Raw genomic sequence first — 15,225 nt, forward strand, 5'->3', positions numbered from 1 at the left:
CCATCTATGTGTGGGTCACCTCCTGGCGGCCGTGCAGGGCGGCCCGGTCGGCGGCTGCCCGTCCTGAGAGCCAGCCCGCCCGGTTGCTCACCGTTGTCGTTCTGTGGGTCACGTGGGGGAACTGCTTGTCCAGCTCGTGGTCGACCTCCTCGTCCCGGGCGGCCAGCACCGGCAGCAAGTCGGCCGACGGGGTCACCTCCTGCACTGCCGCGTTCAGGCGTTCTCCTATGCGGGAGGCGTATGCCGTCAGGAACGACTGGCGGAAGGACCTTGCGCTTGATCTTTCGTGGGTCATCGCCCTGGTCGCCTGGACCAGTAGTGAGGTGAACAGGATCTCGGTGGTGTTCAGGTCGGTGGGGAAGCCGATCAGGGTGGAGAAGCCGAACCTCTTCGTCCACACCGCTCGGCAGCTGTTGGCCTCGGCCACCACTTGGAGGAGCAGGGTCTTCGGTGCCTCGTACGGGCTGTCGACCGCCACCCTCGAGCTCGCCGGGCGGTCGCGCCGGCCCGTTCTCACCGTCAGCAGGGCGTGGTCTATGCGGTGGCGGGCCATCAGCTCCTGCGCCTTCGCCGTGCACGCCTCGGCCTCCTCGGGGAAGTCGGTCGACTCGGCCTTGGCCAGAAGGGCGCGCACCCTGCTCAGCGTGCGCTGGTCGAGATCGGCCTCCTCCGGTGGGGACGACCGCGTGCCCGGCGGCGGGATGATCTGCTCGATCGGGGGCAGGGAGTCGAGCAGGCACAGCGCCTCGACCACCGTCACGATCGCGGTCAGGCGGGGGAGGCCCTCGCGCTCGGCCCACGCCGTCAGATAGAGGTCGTCGTGTTCCCACCACACCTCGGCGCCCAGGTCGGCGATCTGCGCCTGCCACCGGTGGTCGGTGGTGGCGGACGCGTGGGCGCGCATCTCGGCCGCTATCGCGTCGGCCATCAGCTTGGCGTGGCGTGCTGACTGGTCGCGGCGGGCGCACCGGGCCAGCTCGGCCGGCTGCCAGCCTCGCCGCCAGCAGCGGTGGACGGCGCCGAGCAGGGCCGTGAGCAGGGCGCGGTTGACCTCCTGCTCGCCCAGAGGGCCGGTCAGGAGCATGAGGCAGTCTTCGAGCTCGTGGAGCCGGCCACCCCGGGCGGCCTGAACCGCCTGGTCGACGGTCTCGTCGGCCAACTGCGGGCGTGGTTCATCACTGTTTCTGCGCATTTGACCTCCGTTCGATCGACCGACAGTACCGAAGCCGCGGAAGATCGTGCGGGGCCTGTGGATAACTCTCGGATCGTGGCCCGGCCTGCCGATCTTCGGGGTCCGCAAGAGAATCGGAGCCCCGAATGCCCCGCTGGTCCCGTGCCGTTTTCGCCGTCGTCGCCGCCCTGCCCTTGATCATCATGCAGCCGGGTGTCGCGCAGGCCGCGGGCAACGCGAAGGCCTACAAACTGCTCAGCCAGACCGACGGCAAGGGGCCGGTCGCCCGCTGGAATCCGTGCTCCGGCCCGATCGATTACCGCGTCAATCTCACCCGCGCCCCGCAGAATTCGCTGCCCGAGGTGAAGACGGCATTCGCCAACGTCGCCAAGGCGACGGGACTGACTTTCCGGTACGCCGGGACGACCACCACCATCCCCGCAGCCGCCAAGGGCTACAACGGCGCCTATCCGTCCGGCACTGAGATCGTGATCGCCTGGGTCACCCCGGGCGTGCACAGCAGCATGCTCGGAAAGACCACGACCACGGCCGGAATGGGCGGCTACATGGCCCGCGGCGCCTTCACCGCGTCCGGCGCCCAGGCGTGGAGCATGACCGAGGGCCGCGTCGTTCTGAATGCCACCCTCACCAAGACCATGGCGCGCGGTTTCGCAGCCGGAAAGGGCGGCACCACCGGCCAGTTGCTGATGCACGAGATCGGTCACGCGGTCGGTCTCGACCACCCGAAGATCAGCGACAAATACGAGATCATGTACCCGATGCTGACCACCAAGAAGGCGACCTGGGGCGCCGGTGACCTGGTCGGCCTGCGCCTGGTCGGCAAGAGCGCCGGTTGCCTGTACGCGGTCAACCCCAAGGCTTGACGGGCGCGCGACGATGCGTACGTGCGAATTCTCGTCGTCGGCGGAAGCGGCCTGATCGGTGCTCACGTCGTAAAGGTGCTGCGCGAGCGCGGGCATACGGCGACAACGGCGGCCCGGAGCCCGCGCCCCGGCGTCGACCACGTCTTCGAGGTCAAGAGCGCGGATCCGCGGCCCCTTCTGTCCGGTTGCGACGGCGTGGTCCTGGCCACGCGCACCGACGAGCAGAAACCGTTGCCAAGGCCGATCTACCCCGCCTTTCGGCGGGACATGATCGACCCGGTGGTACGTCTGTTCGCGGCGGCCCGCGAGGAGGGATTGACCCGCGGCGTCCTGATGGGCTCGTACTACACGTATTTCGACCGCCTGCATCCACAATGGCGCTTGCCCGAGCGGCACACCTACATCCGTTGTCGTGTGGAACAGGCGCGCGAGGGCCGCGCCGCCGCCGGGCCCGGCCTGCCGATAGCCGTACTGGAATTGCCGTTCGTCTTCGGCCGCGCCGGTGACCGCCTCCCGAACTGGTCGGCGCCCCTCGACCGCTGGGCCCGTTCCCGCCTCCCGTTGGTGGCCCCGCCCGGCGGCACCGCCGTGACGACGGCCCGAAATGTGGCCGAGACCGCCGTCGACGCCCTGGAGTCACGCAGCGGCGACGACATTCCCGTCGCCGACGAGAACCTCTCGTGGGCCGAGATGCTCGCCCGCATCGCCGGCCGTCCGGTGCACACCCTGCCCGCGCCCGTTCTCCAGGCCGCCCTGCGCGCCGGCGGCGCCGCGCAGCGGGCCACCCGCAAGGAGTCCGGCGTCAACCCTTCGTACGCCGCCGACCTGCTCCTGACCGACCTCTTCGTCGAGCCGCCCACCGGCCGCCCCGTCGACACCGCGATCCGCGAGTCGTTCCCGCGATGAACCCGGCGACGTTCCGGTGGTACGGGGAGATCAGGGGCGCGGGCAGGCCACCGGGCCCGCCCGCGCGGTGATCAGGCGGCTCGCTTGCCCACGACGCCGTGGGGGTCGAGGACGTACTTGCGGGCCGCGCCCTTGTCGAACTCCTGGTAGCCCTGGGGAGCCTCGTCCAGGGAGATCGGCGTGGCGTTCACGTTCTTCGCGATCTGCACCTTGTCGTGCAGGATCGCCATCATCAGGTTGCGGTTGTACTTCATCACCGGGCACTGGCCCGTGACGAAGGAGTGGGACTTGGCCCATCCCAGGCCCAGGCGCAGCGAGAGCGAGCCCTCCTTGGCCGCCTCGTCGACGCCGCCCGGGTCGCCGGTCACGTAGAGGCCGGGCACGCCGATCGCGCCGCCGGCACGGGTGATCGTCATCAGGGAATTGAGGACCGTGGCCGGCATCTCGGTCTGCGCGTTCTGCCCGTGGCCGCGGGCCTCGAAGCCGACCGCGTCGACCGCCGCGTCGACCAGCGGCTCGCCGATCGCCGGGGCGTCGTGGCCGAGGATCTGGCGCACCTGCTCGGTCGGGTCGCCCTGTGCCACGTTCACCGTCTCGCAGCCGAAGCTGCGGGCCTGGGCCAGCCGCTCCTCGTTCAGGTCACCGACGATCACCACGGCCGCGCCCAGCAGGTAGGCCGAGGTGGCGGCGGCCAGGCCGACCGGGCCGGCGCCGGCGACGTACACCGTGGAACCGGTCGTGACGCCCGCGCTCACGCAGCCGTGGTAGCCGGTGGGGAAGATGTCGCTCAGCATCGTGAGGTCGAGGATCTTCTCCAGCGCCTGGTCACGGTCGGGGAACCGGAGCAGGTTCCAGTCCGCGTACGGCACCAGCACGTACTCCGCCTGCCCGCCGATCCAGCCGCCCATGTCGACGTAGCCGTACGCCGATCCGGGCCGGTCCGGGTTCACGTTCAGGCAGATGCCGGTCTTGCCCTCCTTGCAGTTGCGGCACCGGCCGCAGGCGATGTTGAACGGCACCGAGCACACGTCACCGACCTTGACGAACTCGACGTCCGGTCCCGCCTCGACCACCTCGCCGGTGATCTCGTGACCGAGCACCAGGCCGGCCGGGGCGGTGGTCCGCCCGCGCACCATGTGCTGGTCGCTGCCGCAGATGTTGCTGGCGATCGTCTTGAGGACGACGCCGTGCCGGACCTGGCGCCCGATGTTCATCTTGTTGACGCCCGGCCCGTCCTTCAGCTCGTACGTCGGATAGTCGATCTCGTGGACCGCGACCCGGCCGGGGCCCTCATACACCACTGCTCGGTTTCCTGGCATCGTTGCCTCCGTCCAGAAGTGAAGAACTGCCTTCATCAGTCTTCTCCGGACAGGGCTCCGAATAACGAGAGTTTGTCGCGTCTCCCGTCGATCCCGACAAATCCTCCAGCATCCGCTCAATACGACGGAGGCGATCTTCGAGGTCGACGTTCGCCGCGCGCAGCTCCGACCGCAGATAGTCGGACAGGGCGTCCGGTGCCGGTTCGTCGCTGCTCATCGCACCAGGTTTTCACACTCCTGGGCTAAGTCGTTCACCCGATGCCATCCTCCTTCCGACGCTCTCTTGTGGACCATGTTGCCGGAATGGCTCCTCTGAGCCGGTGACCGCGCTGCCTGACCGGCGGCCAGAACAAAACATGTCGCTGTTCACTGTCCGCGACTTCCTGGGTCAGGGTGAGTCACCTTGAAATTTCCTGGGAGGGCGCGGTGCTGGGAACGACCCACACGAACGGCGTCGACGAGGTGCGCGACCTGGCGCGCCAGGGTCTGCTGGCCGCCACGATCGCGAGCACGTCGGGACCGGACCGGCTGCGGCTGACCGGCGCCACGTACGCCATCGCCTGGCCGGTCGTGTACCGGCGGCTCACGCAGAAGATCGAGCTGGGCCGGGGGCACGCGGGCTGCGCGACCTCGGTGAGCCGCCTGGCCGCCGACTGCCTGGACCGTTTCGAGAACGACGTCGAGGCGGTCGTCGACGACGTCACCCGCCGGGCGAGCACGCCGATCGAGAACCTGGAGGGCTGGATCGCCAGCCGCCTGGTGCCGGCCACCGTGGACGGGCACCGCCGCCGGCGCGGCGCGAACGGCGCCCTGCAACGGCCCCGGGTGCCGGCCTGGCTGGCCACCGAGCTCGGCGGCGACGAATGGCTGATCGACCTGGCGACCCAGATCCTGATCTGGGTGGGCACGCCGGCCACCGCCGGACACGACCTGTGGCCGGTCGACAGCTGGATCGTGCGGCGCTGCGAGCGCCACGGTGGATGGTCGTCGTACGGCGAGTCCGACGTGCGCGCCGACATCAGGGCTGTGCTCGGGGCCATGAACAAGCGGCCGCAGTGGTACGAGCAGTACGTCGAGGTGCCGCTCGGCCACAAGCAGCCGCCGGTCGTCTCGGCCGCGCAGTTGGAGGGCCGGGGCGAGCCCGCCACCGACCCCGCCGACGAGCACGAGCGCCTGCTCACCGCCCTGGCCCACGGCGCCGTGCGGCTCATCCGGGCCCGGCTGGCCCGTGGCGAGCCGGCCCGGGTCGTGGTGGTGGAGGTGCTGACCACGGTCTTCGGTGCCGATCCGGACGAGCCGGCGGGCACCGTCGAGCGGGTGCTCGGTGACGCCGCGGGACTCGACCGGATCGTGTCGACGGTGCTGGAGATCCTGCGTACCGAGGAAGAGAGCTAGCCGGCGCCCGAGCCTTCGTCCGTCAGAACCAGGTGGACGCACGACGAGGGGGAGAGCGATGGCACGACCGGACGAGAACATCGCCGCGCGGCTCGACGCGCTGATGGCCGCGGTGTCGCGGCGCGGCCCCGTCGACACGGGCGGGGTGAAGGCGGAGCTGGCGAGCCTGTCCGAGGAGTACGGCGCCGACCCACGGCTGCGGATGTTGTTCGACAGCATGCACACGGCGGTGTCGGCCACCGACGCCGCCTCGATGCGCGAGTCGCTGGCCCGCCTCGGCGAGCTGGCGGGTGGCGCTCCCGGCATCGCGCCGATGATGGACCTGATGCCCGGCTATCTCGAGGCGATCGAGGCGCACGAGAACGGCGACGACATGGCCGCCGCCGCGAGGTTCTCCGACGTGCTGGCCCGCTCCGGCGACCTGCCCGAGGGCAATCCGCTGCGCGAGGCGATGGCCGAGGTCGCGCCGACCCTCACCGCGATGTTGACGGGCACCGCGCTGCCGGAGCCGCCACCGGGCGCGAACGATGCCGAGCGGGCGTTCCACCTGATGGCCGGCGGCGGCCTGAGCGGCGGGGTCGAAGACGTGCGGCAGGCGCTGGAGCTGACCCCGCCGGGCCACCCGCAGCGCGTCTTCTGCCTGGCCACGCTCGCGCTGACCCTCTCGCAGCGGGCCGAGGCGACCGGCGCCATGGCCGATGTGGACGAGGCGATCGACCTGCTGACCGAGGCCCGCACCGAGGCCGGCGGCCCCGAGCACCAGCACTGGTCGTTCGTCAACGAGATGCTGGCCGGCCTGCACCGCCGCCGGGGCGACTCGGCCCCGGCCCGGCTCGCCGCGCTGGAGGGCCTGCGCGGATACGTCTGGCGGATCCTGCTCCAGCCCGACCCGGCGTCGGCCCGCGCGGTCGCGGCCGAGGCGGCGCGGGAGGCCATGGCCGCGGCCAGCCGCTGCCTGATCGACCACCAGCCCGCGGACGCGCTGCGCGCCCTGGACGCCGGGCGCGGGCTGATGCTGTTCGCCACCACGGAGCTCCGCGACCCGTGCACCCGGCTGGCCGACGCCGGCCACCGCGATCTGGCCGACCGGTGGCGTGCCACCGACGCGCCATCGCCGCGGCTGCGTGAGCAGGTGCTGGAGGTGCTGGCCCGCGACACGGGGCTGCTCGATCCGCCCGACCTGGACGAGATCCAGCGGGCGCTGGTCCGGCTGGGCGCCGACGCGCTGGTCTATCTCGTGCCGGCCGAGGCGCCGGCGCCGGGCTGGGCGGTGATCGCGCCGGTGGAGGGGCCGGCACGCTACGTGCCCCTGCCGCATCTCGTGCTGGAGGAGGGCGTCCATCTGACCGCGGCCGCGACCCGGGACGTGGGTGAGGACGGCGAGCCGGTCGACGACAGCCTCGACGCGCTGTGCGCCTGGGCCTGGAAGGCCGCCATGGGCCCGCTGACCGCGTCCTACCCGAGCGGAGACCGGGTGCCGCGGCTCGTGCTGATCCCCATGGGCGACCTGGCCCGGGTGCCGTGGCAGGCGGCGCGCGACCCCGGCGGGACGTACGTGGTGGAGCGGGTCGCCCTGTCGCAGGCGGCCTCGGCCCGGATGCTCTGCGACACCGCCGCCGCCGAACCGGTCCGGGTCACGCCGGCCGGTCTGGTGCTGGCCGACCCGGACACCGGCGGGCGGGCGCCCGATCTGCGGTCGGCGCGCCTCGAGGCGTACGCCATCCACCGCTCTTTCTATCCGGGCGCGACCTACGTCGGCCGGCGGCCGGACGGGCGGGTCAGTCTCTCCGGAGCCGGCACTGCCGATGACGTACGCCGATGGCTGCGCGCCGACAGCAGCGAGGCCGGCACGATGCTGCACCTCGCCTCGCACGGCGTGATGACCACCGACCGGGCCACCGCGTCGTCGCATCTGCTGCTGGCCGGCGGCGACCTGACCGCCGCCGAGCTGGTCGGGGTGATGGCGACGGCCCGGCGGGAGGTCGCGCTGGTCGTGCTGGCCGCCTGTCACACCGGACGGTCGATCCACGGCTACGACGAGGCGTACAGCATCGGCACGATGTTCCTGGCCGGCGGCGCCCGCTCGGTGCTGTCCACCCAGTGGAGCATCCCCGACCAGGACACCTCCCTGCTCATGTACATGTTCCACCACTTCCTGACGGCCGAGGCCCGCCCGCCGTGGGACGCGCTGCGCCGGGCGCAGATGTGGATGCTCGACGACGACCGGCAGCCGCCCGGCGGCATGCCGTCCCCGCTGCGCCGGATGCTCGCGGACACCGAGCCGGCGCGTGTCGTGGCGTGGGCGGGCTTCGTCCACTGGGGCCAGTGATGGGAAAGGGTGGCGAGACCGTGGACGATGACATCGCGAGGGTCCGGGACGAGCTGTCCCGGCTGGACGGCCCGGCCCGGCTGCCGAAGCTGGCCGAGCTCGGCCAGATGCTGAACAAGCGCTACTGGACGGCCGGGCCCGGGCAACCGGCCGCCCTGCCCCACCTGTCGGCCGCGATCGAGGTGTGGGACGAGGCGTACCGGCTCCTGGACCCGGGCGACCCGGCCCGTGGGCAGGTGGCGGTGCAGCTCGGCACCTATCTGGCGGCACGGCACGGCACCCACGGCGGCAGCGTCAAGGACCGGGACACGGCCGTCTTCGTCCTGGACGAGGCCCTGAAGTTCCCGAGCGTCCCGCCGGCGCAGATCGTCATGGCCAAGTTCTATCTGGGCCAGCTCCACCTGGCACGGGCCACCGATGCCATGAACCCGGCCGCCGCCCGTGGCGGCTTTCAGCACGGGGCGCCGACCGGCGCCGGTGACGACATCGACCGCGCGGCCCGGCTGTTCCGCGAGATCCTCGACGGGCCGGCGATGAGCGAGGACATCGCCACGATGGCCCGGACCATGCTCACCCTGGCCGAGGCGCTGGGGCCGCTGCTCAGCGGCAACCTGGCCGGGTTCGACATGGGCAAGCTCATGGAGTCGATGGCGGTGATGCAACGGCTTCAGCAGCAGGGCATGCCGAAGATGAACTGGACCATCGGCGATCCGCTCACCTATCCGACCACGGTCATGGACGCCCAGGTCCACCAGCCGCCCACGGTGCCGCCGCGCCGTCCGGCCCCGGTGCCGGCGCCCCGGTCCGAGCCCGACTCGGCCCGCCGGGCCGCTCACGACCGGCTCGCGTCGCTGGTGCCCGATCCCCGGCAGCCGGTCTGGGACCAGGCCCGCGACCTGCTGCTGGCCGGCCCGTCGGCGGTGGCGCCGGGCGATCTGGACGCCTTCGTGGGTGCGGCGGCCAACGCGGCTCCGGCCGACGGCGTCGACCGGCTGCTGCTGGCGGTGGGCCTGTCCCTGCGCGAGCGGCGCGACGGCAGCGGCTGGGGCGACGTCGACGACGGCGCCTACGACCAGGCGCGCGCCGAGCTCCGGGCCGCGATGGCCGACGTGCCGCCCGACCATCCGGCCGCCGTCGTGGTGGTCGAGGCCGTCGGGGGAGTGCTCGACGAGGAGCGCCCGCTGGCCGGGGCGATCACCGAGATCGCCGCCTACGCCGAGAAGATCCCCTCCCTGACCCCGGCCGCGGCCGACCTCGCGGCCCTGTGCCGCCGCGAGCCCTTCCCGGTCACCGTGCCGTCCGGCCATCCCTGGCACGGCCTGCTGACCACCGCGGCCGCGCATGCCCGGATGCTCGCGGACGTACGAGGGGGAGCGCACCTCGCCGCCGAGCCGGCGCCGGTCTCCACACTGGAGCGGCTGGTGGGCGAGCTCGGCGACAGCGGCCGGCGCACGCGAGCCTGGTGGCGCCTCGCCTCGGCGTACCACGACCGAGGCGACGCCGAGCTCTGCCGGCGGGCGGGAATGGAGGCCCTGCGCGGCCCGGAGCCGTACCGGGAGAACGCCCTTCTCTTCGCCGGCTGGATGCTGGCCGAGGGCCGGGCGGCCGAGGCCCTCACGGCCTTCGAGGTGGCGGCGGCGTCACCCCGATCGGCGCCGGACCCGGACAGCCGGGACGCCGTCGAGGCTCTCACCGGTGTCACGCTTCCTTCATGGCCGGCCGCCGAGGTGCCGGCGCCGGACACGATCGCGGCCGCGGTCCGGAAGCTCGGCGCGGCGGCGCTGCTCTACGCGCATCCGTCCGGCCACCTGCTGCGCCTCGACGCCGCCACCGCCCGGCTCGACGTGCCGGACTCCGTCCCCTCGGAGAAACTCCTGGTGGCTGGTCTCCTGCCGGACGCTTGCGCTTCCGAGATCTCGTACGTCTCGTCCGGCGCCCAGGCGATCCAGCTGGCCACCCGCGACGCCGCGACCGGCGCCGGCCTCTTCGTGGTGAACCCGCGCGGTGACCGCGACCCGGCGATGCCCGAGGTCATGGCGGTACGCCGGCTGTTCTACCCGGAATCGCTCTGCGCCGGTCGCGCCCTCGAACCGGTCGATGCTCCGGGCACGGCCGCGGACGTGCTCCGAGATCTGCCCACGGCCGGCCTGACCCACCTGGCCTGCGGCATCAACGGCACCGAGGCCGAGCTGGCCGACGGAACGCGGCTCGACCTCGCGACCCTGCCCGCCGGGGGTGGCCTGCTGATCCTGGCCGAGGGCCCGGCCGACCCGGCGCTGCTGGACGCGGGTCTCACCGGCGTGGTCGGCTGGCTGCGGCCGGTTCCGCCGCCGGTCGCCGCCCTGGCCCTGTTCATGCTCCACCTGCACCTGGTCGACGACCGGATGGCGCCGGCGGCCGCGGTGGCCGCCGTCCGCCGATGGATGAGCGACGCCGACCGTCCGCTGTCGCCCCTGCTCACCGGGGCCCACCTGCACACTGTCGGGACAACCGACCTGACCCGGCCGGATCTGTGGGCCGCGCTGGCGTACTGCGGCCGCTGACAGGAGCCCACGATGCCCGACACCCTCGAAGACCTGCTGCTGGCCGAGCTCCGCCGTGCGGTGGCGGCCCGCGACGGCGTGCCCACGGCGGAGACGACCGCCGAGCTGCGCCGGCGCCTGCGCCGCCTCCAGGAGGACTTACGCCGGGGCGGCACCACCTGACGGCAGGAGCCCGTCGAGGATCCCCGGCAGGAGCCCGTCCGTGTCGGCGGTCCACCGCTGGGCGGGACGGCCGGGCGTCTCGACGGCGACCGTGACCTCCGCGCCGTCCCGCGCCGGGCGGCAGAACCGCAGGTCGACCCGCAGTTCACGCTCGGCCGGGATCGGCGCCCCGGTCTCGCACTCGCGCCCGTCGAGCAGGACGGAGACGGTGCCGCCCGCCGGGGCGCCGTCGATCCGTACCCGCAACGCCGTCCGGTCGGGTGACACCGTGAGACCGACCTGGACGGTGGGTGGTTTCCCGGCCGGCCGGGGCGCCTCGGCCCGTCCCCGTGGGCTGCTCGGGACCGGAGCCGGCTCGGCCGGAGAGGGCGCGCTCGGCGTGGGCCCGGCCGTACGGCGCGGAGAGATCATGCTCGGCGTGGGCCCGGCCGTACGACCGCGCGAGATCGCCGCGGTCCGGCGCGGTGTGCTCGACGGTGATGCCGGGGTGGATATCGGCGCGGCCTGCTCGTGAGCGGGCGGGGGCGCTACCGTCCGGTGCTCCGTGGGCAGGCTGATCAGAAAAAGGCAGACGGCCGTCACGGCGACCGTCGACAGCACCATCAACGGCGTCCAGCCGAGGAGAACGACGATCAGCTGGATCTTGGCGAGGAACCCCGGCGAGGACCTGTTTCCGGCGCGCACACCTGCACAACGGCGCCGGGCCCGCGATGACACGGCGGTCCGAAATCTGGGCCGCCCGTATCCGAATATTTCGGGCACCGTTGACAGTTGGGTATCCGACCGAGGGTGTAAGGAACCGGTGTCATGAGGCTGCGGAATCTGACCAGGGCCGGAGGCGTGATTGTCGCCGAGATCCTTCGCCGGCCCGCGCACGGTCTGGCGATAAGCCGGCGAACCGGGCTGTCCGTCCCCTCCGTCTTCACGGCGCTGGTGGCCCTGGAGAAAGCCGGGCTCGTCGAGGGGCGATGGGCGGAGCCGGTCCCGGCCGGCGGCCCCCGATGCCGGGTGTACCACGTGACAGCGGCCGGCCGCGTCGAGCTCGCGGCGTGGCGGGCGGCGGCGCCGGCCCCGCGCACGGCGTGGCTGAACGTCACGTCGCCGGCCGCCTGGGCGTGGGGACCGGGCCGGTGACGCCGCGGGACGACGAGGGCGGTGGCTTACGAGGCGTACGCCTGGTCGCCGCGACCGTCCACGGCGGCGCCGTCGCGGGCGTGGCCGGATGGCTGGACGGCGTCTTCTGGGCCGTCTGCTTCGGCTCGGCCTCGTTCTTCCTGTCGTGGTTCGTGACGGGCTGGCTGAGCCGGGCCGGACGGCGCGTCCGGGACGGTGTGGAACGGTCCGACGAGGAGACCGGTTACCCGGCCCAGGCCGTCGTCGAGGACGCCGCCGTCATTCCCAGCCGGCTCCCGGCCGACGTCAACCACGCTGTCGCGACCCTGGCCGTCGCGCTGATGGCGATCGGGCGCGAGATCGCCTCCGGCGACTTCCGCGGCACGGCCCGGGAGGTGTGGGCGGCCTTCGCCGGCAATGCGCGCAGCGAACGTCCGTACACGCCGGTCAGCCAGGTCGGCATCGCCACCCGCATGCTCGGCACCTACGTGGGCCAGCGGGCGCGGCAGTGGCTTCTGGACGTACGGCGCCTGCTTGTTCTCCATTCCCCGATCGATCGGAGTGACGTGCCGGTGGACGCGGTGCCCGCCGCCTCGGTCCAGTTCGCCGAGGTGCTGCCCATGCCGGATCCGCGACGGACGGCCGGCCCCCACCCGCCGGACATCGGGCGCTCCTCGGCGGCGGCCCAGCTGCGGTTTCGGCTCGCCTTCGGGGTGGATCTCGTCCGGTACACCGATCGGGACGGGCCCGGCATGGAGGAGGCGCAGGAGCGGATCGCCGAGATCGTCAGCCGTACGCTCGACCGGCTCGGCCTGGTCCTGGACGACCTGGACTGGCAGCCCGACGGCGACGGCATGAAGGTCGTCATCCCGGACAGCTGCGCGTGGCAGGACGCGGTGTTCGGCGTGCTCGACGGCCTCCGTCTCGAACTGGCCGCCGACAACGCCGAGCACGCCGACCGCCTGCGGCTGCGATGCGCCATCTCCTCCGGCCTGATCGCCCGGTCCCGGCTCGGCTACATCGGTGATCTCATGATTCATATTCACCGGTTCCTGGAGAGCGGGCAGCTGCGGGAGGCGTTTCTCGGCAATTCCGAGGCCGATGTGGTCGCGCTTCTGTCGGATCACGTACACAGCTGCGTGGTGAAGCCCAATTGGGCGCCCCTTTCCCAGGCGGACATGCAGCCCGTGGACATCGAGGTCAAGGGCTACAAAGCCAAGGTCTGGCTCTGGGTTCCGCGGCCTCCTTCGCGCTGACGCCCGTGGCGGCGATGCGGATAACGTGAGGCCGTACGAGGAGGTGGCGCTGGTGAATTTCATCCGCGGTCGTCAGTCCCGGCCCTCCATTGTTCCGCCGTCCGGGGCCTCACCCGAGGACGCGTGGCGCGCGCTTTTCCTGATGGTCGAATGGATCAGGCACGCCGACGGGAAGGCCACCGCCGCCCTCGCCTCGGCCGGCGTCACCGGCAGCCTGCTCTACACGCTGGTCAACACGGCCGACCGGCGCGGGACGGCCCTCGCGATATCGGCCGCGGCCTGCGCGCTCGCCATCATCGCGGCCGCCACGGCGGCCGGCATGGCCCTGCTTCCCCGGCTGGCCAGCCGCCCGGAGCCGACCGGGCTGATCTACTACCGCGCGATCAGCGAGCGCTTCGGCACGGGCGCCGACGCCTACGCCACCGCGTACTCCGCGCTGGCGGCCGACCAGCCCGCGCTCTTCGCCGCGCTGACCCGGCAGGTGTGGGCCACCGCGAGCGTCGCCACCCGTAAGTACCGGGCGATAAACGTCTCGATCGCGGCCCTGCTGCCCGCCCTGCTCCTGCTCGCCGTGACGGCGGTTCTGAGCCTGCTCGGCCGGTGACGGCCACCCGTTCGGGTGACGGGAGGCGCCGCCGCGCCGAAGGCGGCCCGGAGCGGCGAATGCCTGGTGCAGCCTGTCGTGCGGGTGCATGAGAGATCGTTTCGTGCATGCCCGAAATTGCACATGGCGCACATCGATGACCGCCGAGGGAACCCTCAGTGGCGGGGGTGCGGGGGGTCTACTGGCTGGTCACCAAGGGCCGAGGCATCGTCAACGATCGATCAATCGCGACCGGCGAGATCATGTTTGTGCGGGTCATCGCGTCGCACGACGGGTACGCCGCTGATCCTGTGGACGCATGACTCTCGTATCCGAGGGCAGGAGTTTCCACGGATGGAGGCGTCATGGCAGTGCGACGGCCGGCACCGCGCGCGTCGAGCACCGGCGGCCGCATGGTCCATACTGGACCGGTGAGCACGTGCGGATGCACGTGCAGATGCGCCGGGGCTCTGGTCCGGGGAGGACTCGTATGCGGCTGAGACACCCCTCCGGCCGGATCGTGCACCTCGGCTGTGAGATCGCCTCGCGATCTTCGAGTGGATCGGCGAGCAATCTACCGGGCGTCGTCCGGCAACTCGATACCTATGGCGCGGTTCGCGCCCGCCTCGGCGCCGACGCGCTCGGCGTCAATCTCTGGCTTCCTCCCGCACTCGCCGCCGCCCTCGCCGTCGAGAGCCGCGCCCGCACCCGGCTTCGTGCCGAACTCGACGCCCGCCGGCTCGAAGTCGTCACGTTGAGCGGCGCGCTCTTCGCCGAGGGCGGCGGCGGGACCTCAAGACCTGACTCACACGCGGGTGCCTCCCCCGCGGGCGCCTCCGCCGTCGTCGCTCCCCCCAACAGCGACGCGGCGGAGGCCGCCGAAAACACGGGCGAGAGGCCGTGGACCGACCCGGCCCGCCGCGAATACACACTGGATCTCGCCCGCGTCCTCCTGGACCTTCTGGACGACGACGCCGTGCGGGGCACCGTCAGCACCGTCGGCCTCGGGCCCCGCGAGGGCTGGGCCGAGGCCGAGGACAAGGCCGCCCTGGGCATCCTCCGCCGCCTCTCGCACGGCCTGGCCGACCTCGCCTGGCAGAACGGCCGCGCCGTCCGCGTCGGCTTCCAGCCGGCCGAGGGGTACGTCCTGGACAGTCCCGAGCAGACGGTCGCCGCCCTCAGCCGCGTCGACAAGGACCGGCTCGGCGTCTGCCTCGACCTCGGCCACGCCGCGCGCACCTGGGACGACCCGGCCGCCGGCATCGAGACCGTCACCGACGCCGGCCTGGCCATCGTCGAGGTGCGCGTCGTCGCCGTTCCCGGCGCGACCACGAGCGGATGGCGCGACGGCCTGCGGCAGCTGTTCGGCTCCGAGGGGCCCCTCACCGAGAACCTCACCCTGGTCAGCGGGACCCCCACGGCCGATCAGATCACCAACGACGTGACGTACCTCCTGGCCGAGCTGGCCGCCCTCGGCCTCCAGCCGGAAAACGAGCCTTGCGCCGCCCGCTGAGTTGTCTAGAGTCGGTGGTGGCGAGCCGGTCATCGGGAGGCGCAAACCCGA

General features: G+C 72.4%; 15 protein-coding genes. 11 read left to right on the top strand and 4 right to left on the bottom strand.

Translation table 11 applies throughout. From position 1 onward, the window contains the following. Positions 1–4: 4 nt before the first annotated feature. Positions 5–1,192: a DUF2786 domain-containing protein gene (locus ACQP2X_RS07960; RefSeq protein ID WP_498695399.1), complete on the bottom strand. Its 1,188-nt coding sequence runs from the start codon at positions 1,190–1,192 to the stop codon at positions 5–7. Positions 1,193–1,317: 125 nt separating this feature from the next. Between ACQP2X_RS07960 and ACQP2X_RS07965 the strand changes: the two genes are divergently transcribed. Both ACQP2X_RS07965 and ACQP2X_RS07970 read left to right on the top strand, forming a co-directional pair. After that, complete coding sequence (locus ACQP2X_RS07965; RefSeq protein WP_498695400.1) at positions 1,318–2,055, top strand: matrixin family metalloprotease; 738 nt, start codon at positions 1,318–1,320, stop codon at positions 2,053–2,055. 21 nt (positions 2,056–2,076) lie between these two features. Continuing rightward, on the top strand, positions 2,077–2,961 hold the full coding sequence (locus tag ACQP2X_RS07970; protein WP_498695401.1) for an NAD-dependent epimerase/dehydratase family protein: 885 nt from the start codon (positions 2,077–2,079) through the stop codon (positions 2,959–2,961). 71 nt (positions 2,962–3,032) lie between these two features. On the opposite strand, the gene fdhA is transcribed toward ACQP2X_RS07970, so the two are convergent. Then, positions 3,033–4,262 carry a formaldehyde dehydrogenase, glutathione-independent gene (fdhA, locus tag ACQP2X_RS07975; protein WP_498695403.1) on the bottom strand — a complete coding sequence of 410 codons (1,230 nt, stop codon included), beginning with the start codon at positions 4,260–4,262 and terminating at the stop codon, positions 3,033–3,035. Next, positions 4,252–4,497, bottom strand: coding sequence for a hypothetical protein (locus tag ACQP2X_RS07980; protein ID WP_498695405.1), 246 nt, complete (start codon positions 4,495–4,497; stop codon positions 4,252–4,254). The genes fdhA and ACQP2X_RS07980 overlap by 11 nt, the downstream gene beginning before the upstream one ends. A 209-nt stretch (positions 4,498–4,706) precedes the next feature. Here ACQP2X_RS07980 and ACQP2X_RS07985 point away from each other — a divergent pair, with 209 nt between their 5' ends. Genes ACQP2X_RS07985 through ACQP2X_RS08000 form a run of 4 tightly spaced genes read left to right on the top strand, consistent with a single transcriptional unit; the run spans position 4,707 to position 10,709 of the window. Then, complete coding sequence (locus tag ACQP2X_RS07985; protein ID WP_498695407.1) at positions 4,707–5,675, top strand: hypothetical protein; 969 nt, start codon at positions 4,707–4,709, stop codon at positions 5,673–5,675. Positions 5,676–5,733: 58 nt separating this feature from the next. After that, entirely contained in the window at positions 5,734–8,004 is a 2,271-nt protein-coding gene (locus tag ACQP2X_RS07990; protein WP_498695408.1) for a CHAT domain-containing protein, read from the top strand. Positions 8,005–8,024: 20 nt separating this feature from the next. Continuing rightward, a complete protein-coding gene (locus ACQP2X_RS07995) occupies positions 8,025–10,547 on the top strand; it encodes a hypothetical protein (RefSeq protein WP_498695410.1) in 2,523 nt (840 codons plus the stop codon). A gap of 12 nt (positions 10,548–10,559) precedes the next feature. Further along, the gene (locus ACQP2X_RS08000; protein ID WP_498695412.1) at positions 10,560–10,709 is read left to right on the top strand and encodes a hypothetical protein; all 150 of its coding nucleotides are present in this window, start codon (positions 10,560–10,562) and stop codon (positions 10,707–10,709) included. Here the strand turns inward: ACQP2X_RS08000 and ACQP2X_RS08005 are convergent. Continuing rightward, positions 10,686–10,976 (bottom strand): hypothetical protein, encoded by a 291-nt coding sequence (locus ACQP2X_RS08005; protein ID WP_498695413.1) that lies wholly within the window; start codon positions 10,974–10,976, stop codon positions 10,686–10,688. The two genes, ACQP2X_RS08000 and ACQP2X_RS08005, sit on opposite strands and share 24 nt — an antisense overlap. A gap of 1 nt (position 10,977) precedes the next feature. On the opposite strand from ACQP2X_RS08005, the gene ACQP2X_RS08010 reads away from it, so the two are divergent. The 5 genes from ACQP2X_RS08010 to ACQP2X_RS08030 all read left to right on the top strand — a co-directional run bounded on the left by ACQP2X_RS08010 (position 10,978) and on the right by ACQP2X_RS08030 (position 15,174). Then, a complete protein-coding gene (locus ACQP2X_RS08010) occupies positions 10,978–11,223 on the top strand; it encodes a hypothetical protein (protein WP_498695415.1) in 246 nt (81 codons plus the stop codon). 293 nt (positions 11,224–11,516) lie between these two features. Next, positions 11,517–11,843 (top strand): PadR family transcriptional regulator, encoded by a 327-nt coding sequence (locus ACQP2X_RS08015; RefSeq protein WP_498695416.1) that lies wholly within the window; start codon positions 11,517–11,519, stop codon positions 11,841–11,843. Then, entirely contained in the window at positions 11,840–13,078 is a 1,239-nt protein-coding gene (locus ACQP2X_RS08020) for a hypothetical protein (RefSeq protein WP_498695417.1), read from the top strand. Before ACQP2X_RS08015 ends, ACQP2X_RS08020 begins: the two co-directional genes overlap by 4 nt. A gap of 52 nt (positions 13,079–13,130) precedes the next feature. Next, entirely contained in the window at positions 13,131–13,682 is a 552-nt protein-coding gene (locus ACQP2X_RS08025) for a Pycsar system effector family protein (protein ID WP_498695418.1), read from the top strand. A gap of 469 nt (positions 13,683–14,151) precedes the next feature. Further along, positions 14,152–15,174, top strand: a complete 1,023-nt coding sequence (locus ACQP2X_RS08030; RefSeq protein WP_498695419.1) for a sugar phosphate isomerase/epimerase family protein — start codon at positions 14,152–14,154, stop codon at positions 15,172–15,174. Positions 15,175–15,225 lie beyond the last annotated feature (51 nt).

The sequence above is a fragment of the Actinoplanes sp. CA-131856 genome (assembly GCF_050956135.1).
In the GTDB taxonomy this organism is placed as follows: Bacteria; Actinomycetota; Actinomycetes; order Mycobacteriales; family Micromonosporaceae; genus Actinoplanes.